Here is a 12,165-nt window from a genome sequence, read left to right as displayed (position 1 = left end):
CTGCGGTCAATGACAGTTATGCGGCGTTGTGCTGGATCGCCGAACATGCAAAAACATTAATGGTCGACACCACAAAAATCGCGGTCGGCGGCGACAGTGCCGGCGGCAACCTCGCGGCGGTCATGGCATTGATGTCGCGCGATCGCAAAGGGCCGTCGCTGGCGTACCAGCTGCTGATCTATCCGGTTACCGACTTCCGTTTCCAGACGGAGTCGCACAAAAGACTTGGTGAAAATTATTTGCTGACCCGTGACGTCATCGATTACTTCACCGACTGCTATGTCGGGCCGGACACCGACCGGCTCGACTGGCGCATCTCGCCGGCCTTGGCTGCCAGCCACGGTAATCTCCCGCCGGCGCTGGTCATTACCGCCGGTTACGATCCCCTCTGCGATGAAGGTCGTGCCTATGCCGAATTGCTGCAGAGAGCCGGCAATCGTGTCGAATATCTGGACTATCCAGGGCAGATTCACGGGTTTATCACCATGGGCCGCGTGATAGGCCAGGCCAATGACGCGGTTGCACAATGTGCAGCCCATCTTGCCGCACTTTAACGGCTTGGAGTACGTACTGCAGGCCGCATGATTCCTCGGAAGGTGAAAAATTTTCACCTGTCAGGAAACCAAATGCTGCACTGCGGCTTGACTATGCAAATAGCAAGAGCATGCTAGTGCAGTTGTTCCGATTGCGATTTGTCAAAAGCAAACGATTATTGACGGATAACAATTTGCCGTACCGAAACCTACAAGGAGACACATCATGAAGAGAAGCGCCAAGACATCCGACAAAGCAGCCGCCAAGGCAACCCCGAACAGCAAGTCGACAGCCTCCCGGCGCGGCTTCCTGGGCAAGGCGGCAGCCGGCACCGCCACCGCCGTTGCGTTCCCGATGGTCGCGACCGCGCAAACGGCGACGCAGCTGCGCTTCCAGAGTACATGGCCGAGCAAGGACATCTTCCATGAATACGCGCTCGACTTCGCGAAGAAGGTCAACGACATGACCGGCGGCGAACTGAAGATCGAAGTGCTGCCGGCCGGCGCAGTGGTGCCGGCATTCGGCCTGCTCGACGCGGTATCGAAGGGCACGCTTGACGGCGGACACGGCGTGATGGGTTACAACTACGGTAAGCAGAGCGCGATTGCGCTGTGGACGTCCGGCCCGGTGTTCGGCATGGACGCCAACATGGTGCTCGCATGGCACAAATACGGCGGCGGCAAGGAATTGCTGGAGAAGCTCTACACATCGATCGGCGCCAACGTGGTGTCCTTCCTCACCGGCCCGATGCCTGTGCAACCGCTCGGCTGGTTCAAGAAGCCGATCACCAAGCCGGAAGATTTCAAGGGCTTGAAGTTCCGTACCAATGGCCTGGCGATCGACCTGTTCACCGCCATGGGCGCTGCCGTGAACGCACTGCCTGGCGGCGAGATCGTGCCGGCGATGGACCGTGGTCTGCTGGACGGCGCCGAATTCAATAACGCGTCCTCAGATCGAATCCTTGGTTTCCCGGATGTTTCCAAGGTCTGCATGCTGCAGAGCTTCCACCAGGCTTCCGAGCAGTTCGAGATCAGCTTCAACAAGACCAAGTACGACGGATTGCCGCCGAAGATGAAGGCGATCATCGCCAACGCAGTCGAAGCATCGTCGGCAGACATGTCCTGGAAGGCAATCGATCGTTATTCGAAGGATTACATCGAGCTGCAAACCAAGAACAACGTCAAGTTTTACAAGACACCTGACTCGCTGCTCCAGCAGCAACTGACCATCTGGGATGAAGTGGTGGCCAAGAAGGGTGCCGACAATCCGCTGTTCAAGGAAGTCGAGGCATCGCAACGCGCCTTTGCCGAGCGCGCGATGAAATGGGACATGGATACCAACAACAACCGCCGCATGGCCTACAACCATTACTTCCAGAAGAAACCTGGCGGAAAGAAAGCCTAACGGCTTCATGTATGAACCAGGAAAACACCATCCGGACCAATCGGATGGTGTTTTTTTTGGCGCGCTCCGTTGCCATGGTTAGCGGCAAGGCCTCCCTTCCTTCGGCACTCAAGGATTTTCAAGCATGAACAAGCTATTGTTTTTCGTAGACAGGGTGAGTACCTGGATCGGCCATGCGTTCGCCTGGCTCATCCTGGCCCTTACCCTGCAGATTACTTGGGAAGTATTTTCCCGTTATGTACTGAATGCGCCGAATCAATGGGCATTCGATCTCATGATCATGATGTACGGTACGGTGTTCATGATGGCGGGCGCTTACACGCTGGCCAAGAACGGTCACGTCCGCGGCGACGTGCTGTACGGCTTTTTCCCGCCGCGCCTGCAGGCCGGGCTCGACCTCGCGTTGTACTTCCTGTTTTTCATCCCCGGCGTGGTGGCGCTTGTATGGGCAGGCTACACCTATGCGCAGGAGTCGTGGGCAATCAATGAAACATCGAACATCACCGCCAATGGCCCGCCGCTCTATCCGTTCAAGACGGTCATCCCGATCGCCGGCATTTTCCTGCTGGCGCAGGGGCTGGTTGAGATCGTGCGCTGCGTGATCTGCCTGCGCAACGGCGCATGGCCGAAACGCGAGGAGGACGTGGAAGAAGTCGATGTCGACAAGCTCAAGCAGATGGTCAATGTGACGGATCAGGATATTGCCCGGTCCGATGAATACATCGTGGCCAACAACAGGGGACAGAAATGAGGAAGGAAGTATGGTTTGGCTTGTCGATCATGGCGATGGTCGTGATCGGCCTGTTTGTCCTGATGCCGTCGCCATCGGAGATGACCAACGGGCATCTCGGCTTGCTGATGCTGGGCCTGATCGTCATCGCGATCATGCTCGGTTTTCCCACGGCGTTCACGCTGATGGGCATGGGCGTGCTGTTTACCTGGTTCGCGTACCGCAGCGTCAATCCCGATCTTGCCGTCGGCCAGACGCTGGACCTGATGGTGCAGCGTGCATACGCGGTGATGGCGAACGACGTGCTGATTTCGGTGCCGTTGTTCGTGTTCATGGGTTACCTGGTCGAGCGTGCCAACCTGATCGACAAGCTGTTCAGGAGCCTGCATCTGGCAATGGCAAGGCTGCCGGGTTCGCTTGCCGTGGCAACCATCGTGACCTGCGCGATCTTCGCCACGGCGACCGGCATTGTTGGCGCTGTCGTGACGCTCATGGGCCTGCTTGCGATGCCCGCCATGATCAAGGCCGGCTACAACGTCAAGCTGGCCGCCGGGTCGATTACCGCCGGTGGCTGCCTTGGTATCCTGATTCCGCCATCGGTGCTCCTGATCGTGTACGGCGCTACCGCTGGCGTATCGGTGGTCAAGTTGTATGCCGGTGCTTTCTTCCCCGGCATCATGCTGGCGCTTCTGTATGTCGCTTACGTGATCATCATTGCCAAGATCAAGCCGTCCTGGGCGCCGCCCCTGGCAGCGGAAGACCGGATGGTGCCGCTGCCGCGCTACACCCACGCGCTTGCCAAAACCGGTAACAGCAATGCGCTGACCGCGCTGGTCGGTGCCATCAAGGGCAAGCGCAACGCCGATGTCCCGATGAAGACGCTGCTGTCTCAGCTCTTCATCGTACTTCTGCCGGCACTGGCATTCGTACTTCTCATGGGTCTGGTCTATCAAGCGACGACCAGGGCTGCGCCGGAAGAGCCCACACTCACCGAGATGGGGATGGGCTTTGACAGCGGCACTTTGTCGTCCGACCAGGGCGGCCTGGCGGAGCCGCCGTCGGCAGGTGGCGGCGGTCTGGCTGAACCGCCGACTGAAGGTGCCGGAGGGCTGGCAGAGCCGTCAATGCAAGGGGGCGGCAGTCTGGCGGAGCCACCGGGAGCCGAAACAAGCAAAGCACCCGCCGATGCAGCCGCTCCCGCCGCCGGCTCGACGGCCGATGCGACTGCCAAGGCCGGAGATAGTGAAAGCAGAGGTCTACCCAAGAGCTTCTGGATCACCTTTGCCGTCGGCCTCGCCGCACTGGCATTGTTCTATGTCATGCTCAGCTTTGCCCGCCTCGAGATCTTCAAGATGCTGCTCGGGTCATTCTTCCCGCTCGCATTCCTGATCCTGGCGGTGCTCGGGGCCATTGTTTTCGGTTTGGCCACGCCGACCGAGGCGGCAGCGATGGGATCGTTCGGCGGCCTGATCCTCGCGGCGGCCTACCGCCGGCTCAATTTGTCGATGCTGAAGGAGTCGGTGTTCCTGACCGCCAAGACAAGCGCGATGGTGTGCTGGCTATTCGTCGGGTCGAGCATCTTCTCGGCGGCGTTCGCGCTGCTCGGAGGACAGGAAATCATCAATAACTGGGTGCTGTCGATGAACCTGACGACGCTGCAGTTCATGATCCTGTCGCAGATCATCATCTTCCTGCTGGGCTGGCCGCTGGAATGGACCGAGATTATCGTCATCTTCATGCCGATCTTCATTCCGCTGCTGGCGCATTTCAACGTCGATCCGCTGTTCTTCGGCCTGCTGGTGGCGCTCAATCTGCAGACCGCCTTCCTGTCGCCGCCGGTGGCGATGTCGGCGTTCTACCTGAAGGGCGTATCACCTCCGCATGTCACGCTGAACCAGATCTTCGCCGGCATGCTGCCGTTCATGGCGATCCAGGTATTGGCACTGGTCCTGCTGTACACCTTCCCGGCCATCGGTTTGTGGCTGCCGGAAGTCCTGTACAAGTAAGCAACATCCCTTTCCGCTTGACCGCAGACACCCGCGGTCAAGCGGATTCGGGGACCCGGTTCGATTCCCTTTCCGGCGGCAGCGGACAAAAATAGCCAAGCCCGATAAATAGCAGGCCCACCGCCAGGAACACACCCACCTTGGCCACCAGCGTGAACGCGGCAAGGTCCACCAGCAGCATTTTCCCCACCAATAAAGCCAGCGCGATGCCGCCGCCGACCCACATCGGCCGCAACCGGCGCCTCGATGCGACCACCACGACCGCGACGCCCGCCGCCGCCCATAGCAGCGATACCCAGGGCTGCATGGCCTTGGTCAGCGCCAGTTCCAGCGCCCCGTCATTCGTCAACCCGTAGCCGGCCCCGATTGCGCGCAGCAGTGAACCCGCCAGGGCGGCGCCGGCAAGCGCCCATACGACGTGCATCGGCAACTGTTTGCCTGCCTGCCGGCGGATCGTCCAGGCCAGCAATCCCAAAGCGCACCACTGCGATATCTCGGTAATCAGGGACAGCGGCGTGACTGCCACGCCGACGAAGATCAGGAGTGCCGCCACGACCGAAGCGAGCGCTGACTGTCCGTCAAAGTGCCTGCTGGCGGCCTCGGCGAGCGCGCTCCATGCCGACCAGAGCAGCATGCTGGCCGCGATCAGCGCATGATCCGAAAAGCCCATGAGGGAAAATCCGCGCGCCAGTTCGACCTGGCACAGCACCGGCACCGCGATTGCGGTCATGCGCAGCAAGCCGGGTCGCAGGCGCACCGGTGCATGTGTGTCCCGGCCGGTCAGCCACGCGACCAGGACGCTGCAGGCCAGCCAGGTGCCAAGCAGCAGCTCCCTTGCCGCCCATCCGGCGGCGGACAAGTCGTCCGGCGTGGAAAAGTACAGCGGCAGGCCGGCGGGCAGCAGCCACATGGCCCCGAGGCGGAGCCCGCTCCACTTCAACCGGTAACCGATCGCTTGCGCCGCCAATGCCCATCCGAGGAACCAGAGCAGGAGCAGGTCCGGCTCGTCGATATGCTCTTGCAGCAACGCCACCCCGAAGACGAGGGGCGCTGCCAGTGGATAGACCAATCCCCATGTCATGCGTTGTGCCACGAACCCGGCCCCCAGTGCGACGGCACCCGAAACGAACAGGGGCGTCGTGCCCATGTCGCCGGACTTCCAGCCCAACCACCCCGCGGCCACCGACAGGAACCAATACAACAGCGCACCGAGGTTCGCCCAGGGTTTTTTCGTCGCCTGGGCCAGAAGGATCAGTCCCATCGCCGCCGCCGCCAGCGCGATCGCACGGCTGGCGCCTTCCAGTCCGATCCCAATGGCGACCAATGCCAGCCCGGCTCCGATGGCCAGCAGCCAGCCTTTCCACGCGGCGTTTGTCCAGCGCATTTCGATCAAATAAGCGGCTGCCATTGCGCCCAGCAGCATCGCGCACCAGCCGGCGGACACATCAGCCTTGATGTTCAGGAAGCCCGTCATCACCAGCGGCGCACCGATCAGCACCGACACGGTCGCCGCCCGCTGCGATGCAGCCCATCCTGCGGCGTCACGCGCCCAGCGGCACGCCGCAGCACCATAGGCGGCCGTCATGCCGGCCAATGCAGCCGCCGACAACGTCGTTGAGCCCGGGTCGATATCGAGCGCCACGCCCAGCAGCAGAGAACTGCCGGCAAGTGCGGCACTGGCGAGTGAAGGTGCGCGCAGGCGCAGGCCGACGGCGATGCCTTGCAGGCCGACCCAGGCGGCGTACAGCGTCAGCGACGAGAACGTACCGTCGTCGGTGCCGGCGATTACCGGTGTCAGCAACGCCCCGGCAAGACCGATGAAGGCAAACAGGCTGCGCTCGGAACGCATGCTCCATGCCAGGGCGAGGGTCGACAATCCGCCCAGCCAGACGAAGGCCACTGATGCGGAAATCAAGCCGTATCCCTGGTAAGCCCACAGCGCGCACAGATATTCGAGCGCCAATGCGCCGCCCTGCAGATTCAGGCCGAGTACCGGTCGTGTGTTTCCCTGCCGCAGGCCGATGCCGAACATCGCCAGTCCGAGCAGGGCGACCAGCGCTACCCGGACAATCGGCGGGAGGATATTGTTGGCGGCGAGCAGGGAAAACAGGAAGCCGAACCCGATCAGCAGCATCAGCACACCGGCACTTGCGAACGGGTTTTTCCTTATCAGTCCGAATACGGATTCCGCCACGCGGGACAAGGGGCCGGGTTCCTGGGGCGGTATTGAAGCGCTTGCTGCGGATGCTGCCGGTGATAATCCCGGAGTGATTGATGCGATCGGTGCCGCCGATGCCGCCGATGCCACAACGGCGGGCGAGGGCAGGACTACCGGATCGGCGACCGGTACCGGCGGCGGTTCGGCAGCGACATCCGGCTTGGGGGGAATATTTTCCGCAACGGGTGCAGCATGGGAGGTCGCCGCCTGCTTCTCCAGCATTGCGATGCGCGACTCAAGGCGCTTTATTTTGCCTGTGAGGGATGCGAATCCAATGATGCCCGATATGATAAGGACGACTGTCAGCATGGCGTCTCCGGGAAGGGAAAGAGAGTGGCGCCCGCAAGTCTACCGCAGGCGCCGGTGCGCCCGCGGGAAAGACCGGTCCTAGTTCCTTGCCGTGCGCATGCCGCGCTTGGCCAATGTGACGATGGCGAGAATGATCGCGCCGGCGGCGATGCCCGCAAGCGCATTCAGCAGTGTCGGCACCAGTGCGCCGATCACGCTGCCGACGCCGGGTATGGCTCCGGTGTCCTGCGCGACGTGTTCGATGAACTCATGGGCAACAGAGATGCCATGTGTCAGGATGCCGCCGCCGACCATGAACATTGCCGCCGTGCCGAGTATCGACAGGCTCTTCATCAGGTAAGGCGCCGCCACCAGGATGCCCCTGCCGATCCGGCGCTGCAGCGACTGCAAGCCGCCAGCACCCTTCTTCATGGTCAGGTACAGTCCGCCATCGTCCAGTTTGACGATACCTGCCACCAGACCATAAACACCGACCGTCATGATGAGGCTGATTCCCGTCAGCACCGCGACCTGCTGGCCGAAGGTTGCCGTCGCCACCGTGCCGAGCGAGATGACGATGATCTCCGCCGACAGGATGAAGTCGGTGCGGACGGCACCCTTGATCTTGTCTTTTTCAAGCGTCAGCAGATCTTCCGTTGGCTGATTGAGCGCCTTGATCTCCGCCGCATGGTGGGCCTCATCCTCTTCCTTGCTGTGCAAGAACTTGTGTGCCAGCTTTTCGAAACCTTCGTAGCAGAGAAAGGCGCCGCCCAGCATCAGCAACGGCGTTACCGCCCAGGGAGCGAAGGCACTGATCGCCAGCGCCGCCGGCACCAGGATCAGCTTGTTCTTGATCGATCCCTTGGCCACCGCCCACACCACCGGCAGCTCCCTCTCGGCGCGCACGCCGGAGACCTGCTGGGCATTCAGCGCAAGGTCATCGCCGAGCACACCCGCAGTCTTCTTTGCCGCGACTTTCGTCATCACGGACACATCATCGAGAATGGTGGCAATGTCATCAAGCAGTGTCAGCAGGCTGGCTCCGGCCATATCGGTTTTCCTTAAGCAAAAGACGTAAAACGGATTGAAGAGAATGCGGCGATCGTTGGACCACGATGCATGGCCCAACGATCGCCGCGGGTGCTTGATTTACTTCACTTGTATCAATGGCGTCGCGCCGCCCTGCATCACGATCGTATGGGTGCCGGACTTGGCGAATGCTTGCTGTGCCTCAATGCGCTTGAGTTCGATCAAGCGGCTGTCGAGCGACTCGGCAATGATCTTGTTGGCCCGGGCTTCGCCTTCGGCTTCCACCCGCTTGCGCTCTGCCTCCTGTTTGGCAAGCTCGATCTCCTTTTGTTTCTGATCGATCTTGTTTTGTGTCTCGACATTGGCCTTGATCGAAGCTTCCAGGGCCGGATCGGTCACCAATGAGCGGATATTGACGTCCGTCACGCTGAAGGTTTCGGGATCAACGCGGTTCAGCTCCGCCTGCATGTATTGCTGCACGCGATTGGCAAGGTCGGTACGGCTGCGGTTCATGTCGAGCGCGTTGTATTCGCTGGCCGCCTTGTATGCCGCCTCCCGCGCCGAGCGGAATACGCGGCCGTGCGCGGCAATCCCGTCGCCGTTGCGGTCTTCGACCACGTCGCCGTTGTACTTCACGAACAGGTCGGCGATCTTGCCTGGGTTGATGCGGTAGTACACATCCACGTCGAAGTCGGCCATGGTCAGATGGTCCTTCGTCTTCGGTTTCATGTCGTTCAGCGCCATCGACATCTCCTTGGCCGTCATTTCATGCACTTTCTTGAACAAGGTGAAGTACAGCCCAGGTGTGAGCTCCTCCAGTTTCACCTGTCCCACGGTTTGTTCGACACCGACATTGCCAGTGTCGATGCGTGTACAGGCGGAAAGCGCCGCGACGGCGACGGCAGCAAGAAGAAGCTTCATACGATCCTTAGCGTGTTGTTGAACATCAGGTAGAAAAGGGCAGCGGCGACGACACCGGCAATCCCGGCGGCAATCACCAATTCCTTCAAACCGAAACGGATCGCCTGCCGCTCTTTTTGTCGAATGAAGACGGTCCGCCAGAGCAGCACGCTGACGAACAGCAGGGTGAAAAGCAGCATGAATGTGGTCACGGTTTCCTCTCGAGCGTCGCCGGGCGGTCGACAGGGCGTAGTGTGCCTTGCAAGATTGCAAAATGGCAAGCGCGAGCGACAAATCTGTTGCAGGACCCTGTAAGCCAGGCATTGACGGGATAACCGGAATCCGTGCGAGGCGAGCAAATAAAAAGCGCGGTCAGGTTGCCCTGCCGCGCTTCGATTTTATGTGTCTCCTCCATCCCCCATATCCATGGGAGAAGGTTTACCGCACCATCATGCTGCCAACCGCTTCTCCAACTCTGCCTTCGTTTCTTCCAGTGCCTTTGGCAAGTGATACTTCAGCTTCTCGAACAGCTCGGCGTGGAGCTGCAGTTCCGCTTCCCATGCCGCCTTGTCGATCGAGGTAATGCGATCGAACTGCTCCTGCGAGAAATCGATGCCGTCCCACTTCAGATCTTCATACCGTGGCGTCACGCCGAAGATGTGCTCGACGCCGCCGGCCTTGCCTTCGATCCGGTCGAGCATCCATTTCAGGACACGCATGTTGTCGCCGAATCCCGGCCAGACGAACTTGCCGTTCTCGTCGGTGCGGAACCAGTTCACGCAGTAGATCTTCGGCAGTTCCGCAGGCGAGGCGGCGATCTTCTTGCCCATATTGAGCCAATGCTGGAAGTAGTCGCTCATGTTGTAACCCATGAACGGCAGCATCGCGAACGGATCGCGGCGTACCACGCCTTGCTGTCCTGCAGCCGCAGCGGTAGTTTCGGAACCCATGGTCGCTGCCATGTAGACGCCTTCCACCCAGTTGCGGGCTTCGGTCACCAGCGGCACGGTGGTCGAGCGGCGGCCGCCGAAGATGAATGCCGAAATCGGCACGCCGGCCGGATTGTCCCAGGCCGGATCGATCACCGGATTCTGGGTTGCGGCAACGGTGAAGCGAGCATTGGGGTGGGCAGCCTTGGCGCCGGTCTGCTTGGCGATTTCCGGTGTCCAGTCCTTGCCCTGCCAGTCGATCAGATGCGCCGGCGGTTCCTTCGTCATGCCTTCCCACCATACGTCGCCGTCGTCGGTCAATGCGACGTTGGTGAAGATGGTGTTGGCCTGCAGCGACGCCATGCAGTTCGCGTTGGAGCTGCTGTTGGTGCCCGGCGCCACGCCGAAGTAGCCGGCTTCCGGATTGATCGCGTACAGGCGGCCATCGGCGCCCGGCTTGATCCATGCAATGTCGTCGCCGATGGTGGTGACTTTCCAGCCTTCGAACGACTTCGGCGGGATCAGCATTGCGAAATTGGTCTTGCCGCAGGCGGACGGGAAAGCGGCCGCGACGTAATACTTTTTCCCTTCCGGCGATTCGACGCCGAGGATCAGCATGTGCTCTGCCAGCCAGCCCTGGTCACGACCCATGGTGGACGCGATGCGCAGTGCGAAGCACTTCTTGCCCAGCAGCGCATTGCCGCCGTACCCTGAGCCGTAGGACCAGATCTCGCGTGTTTCGGGATAGTGGACGATGTACTTGGTCTTGTTGCATGGCCAGGCCACATCCTTCTGGCCCGGACGCAGCGGCGCGCCGACGGTGTGAACGCAGGGCACGAATTCACCGTCCTCGCCGAGCACTTCGTATACTGCCTTGCCCATGCGCGTCATGATGCGCATATTGACGGCGACGTACGGAGAGTCGGACAGTTCGATGCCGATGTGGGCGATCGGCGAACCGAGCGGACCCATCGAGAACGGTACGACGTACATCGTGCGGCCGCGCATGCAGCCGTCGAACAGGCCGTTGAGCGTGGTGCGCATTTCAGCGGGCGCCATCCAGTTGTTGGTCGGGCCTGCGTCTTCTTCCTTGGCGGAACAGATGAAAGTGCGGTCTTCGACACGGGCGACGTCGCTCGGATCGGAAATGGCGAGGTAGCTGTTCGGGCGTTTTGCCTCGTTCAGCTTCTTCATTGTGCCGGCGGCTACCATTTCGGCGCACAGACGGTCGTATTCCTGCTTCGATCCGTCGCACCAGTAGATATTGTCGGGCTTGGTGAGGGCGGCGATTTCCGCTACCCAATTGATGAGTTTTTGCTGCTTGACGTACGATGGGGCGGTGATGGTGGAAACACCACCCATGACTGGTTGATTCACGATAAAACCTCCAATGCCTAATAAAAAACCGGGTGTAGCGGCACGGCAGGATCGTCGTTTGGGGTTTCCAGGGCTGGTTCGGATCGATCTGCTAAGTCGATCCGCAGCGGAACGGCGGTCTGTCGGATAATGGAGCTCGCTAGAGCGGCACTCCAGTGGCCAGCTTTGGACTCCGCAGGGGTGGCGCGGAGGCTGGCGGCTAACAAGCTACGAAACATATGATTTTACACTTTTGCACTTTTTGTGACTAATTTTCTAAGCAAAATTACTTAGGAAACAATACGCTTATGAAGATCGCCATTCTTGACGACTATCAAGACCGCGTACGTCAACTGGAATGCTTTGCATTGCTTGCGCAACATGATGTCAAAGTATTCACCAATACGGCGCGCGGAGTTGGACAATTGGCAATCCGCCTGGCGAATTTCGACGCTCTTGTTTTGATACGCGAGCGGACCGCATTCCCTCGCATGCTGTTGCAGAAGTTGCCAAATCTGAAATTGATATCGCAGACAGGCAAGGTCAGCGGCCATATCGATGTCGATGCTGCAACATCACTTGGCATCGCCATCGCTGAAGGGACAGGTGATCCGACAGCGCCGGCAGAACTCACCTGGACGCTCATCATGGCAGCCTCGCGCCGCATTCTTCCGTACAGCGAACTATTGCGTGAAGGCCTCTGGCAGACCTCATCCATCACGCCGCAACATAATCAGCTCGGCAGGGTATTGAAAGGCAGGACGCTCGGCA

At 60.3% G+C, this 12,165-nt stretch carries 9 protein-coding genes and 1 pseudogene; 5 read left to right on the top strand and 5 right to left on the bottom strand.

What is annotated here, in order from left to right; genetic code table 11:
• The 4 genes from VGU61_RS22110 to VGU61_RS22095 form a co-directional block, all read left to right on the top strand.
• Positions 1 to 554: alpha/beta hydrolase (locus VGU61_RS22110; RefSeq protein ID WP_326861478.1), on the top strand; the 554-nt coding region annotated here is incomplete at its 5' end.
• A gap of 205 nt (positions 555 to 759) precedes the next feature.
• On the top strand, positions 760 to 1,938 hold the full coding sequence (locus VGU61_RS22105; RefSeq protein ID WP_326861477.1) for a TRAP transporter substrate-binding protein: 1,179 nt from the start codon (positions 760 to 762) through the stop codon (positions 1,936 to 1,938).
• Between the two features lie 124 nt (positions 1,939 to 2,062).
• On the top strand, positions 2,063 to 2,689 hold the full coding sequence (locus tag VGU61_RS22100; RefSeq protein WP_326861476.1) for a TRAP transporter small permease subunit: 627 nt from the start codon (positions 2,063 to 2,065) through the stop codon (positions 2,687 to 2,689).
• The gene (locus VGU61_RS22095; RefSeq protein WP_326861475.1) at positions 2,686 to 4,674 is read left to right on the top strand and encodes a TRAP transporter large permease; all 1,989 of its coding nucleotides are present in this window, start codon (positions 2,686 to 2,688) and stop codon (positions 4,672 to 4,674) included. Before VGU61_RS22100 ends, VGU61_RS22095 begins: the two co-directional genes overlap by 4 nt.
• Before the next feature lie 37 nt (positions 4,675 to 4,711).
• Here the strand turns inward: VGU61_RS22095 and VGU61_RS22090 are convergent, their stop codons facing one another.
• From VGU61_RS22090 to VGU61_RS22070, 5 genes are all read right to left on the bottom strand, one after another.
• Positions 4,712 to 7,201 (bottom strand): DUF2339 domain-containing protein, encoded by a 2,490-nt coding sequence (locus tag VGU61_RS22090; RefSeq protein WP_326861474.1) that lies wholly within the window; start codon positions 7,199 to 7,201, stop codon positions 4,712 to 4,714.
• A 78-nt stretch (positions 7,202 to 7,279) separates the two neighbouring features.
• A complete protein-coding gene (locus VGU61_RS22085; RefSeq protein ID WP_326861473.1) occupies positions 7,280 to 8,230 on the bottom strand; it encodes a DUF808 domain-containing protein in 951 nt (316 codons plus the stop codon).
• Positions 8,231 to 8,329: 99 nt separating this feature from the next.
• Positions 8,330 to 9,130 carry an SPFH domain-containing protein gene (locus VGU61_RS22080; RefSeq protein ID WP_326861472.1) on the bottom strand — a complete coding sequence of 267 codons (801 nt, stop codon included), beginning with the start codon at positions 9,128 to 9,130 and terminating at the stop codon, positions 8,330 to 8,332.
• Entirely contained in the window at positions 9,127 to 9,321 is a 195-nt protein-coding gene (locus tag VGU61_RS22075; RefSeq protein WP_326861471.1) for a hypothetical protein, read from the bottom strand. Before VGU61_RS22075 ends, VGU61_RS22080 begins: the two co-directional genes overlap by 4 nt.
• Before the next feature lie 237 nt (positions 9,322 to 9,558).
• Positions 9,559 to 11,415 carry a phosphoenolpyruvate carboxykinase (GTP) gene (locus tag VGU61_RS22070; protein WP_326861470.1) on the bottom strand — a complete coding sequence of 619 codons (1,857 nt, stop codon included), beginning with the start codon at positions 11,413 to 11,415 and terminating at the stop codon, positions 9,559 to 9,561.
• Between the two features lie 287 nt (positions 11,416 to 11,702).
• On the opposite strand from VGU61_RS22070, the pseudogene VGU61_RS22065 reads away from it, so the two are divergent.
• Positions 11,703 to 12,165 (top strand): annotated as a pseudogene (locus VGU61_RS22065) (D-2-hydroxyacid dehydrogenase family protein); the annotation flags it as partial.

Source organism: Noviherbaspirillum sp., from assembly GCF_035944575.1.
Taxonomy (GTDB): domain Bacteria; phylum Pseudomonadota; class Gammaproteobacteria; order Burkholderiales; family Burkholderiaceae_D; genus Noviherbaspirillum.
The sequence above is the reverse complement of the archived record's forward strand: the minus strand, read 5'-3'. Positions and strand labels throughout refer to the sequence as shown.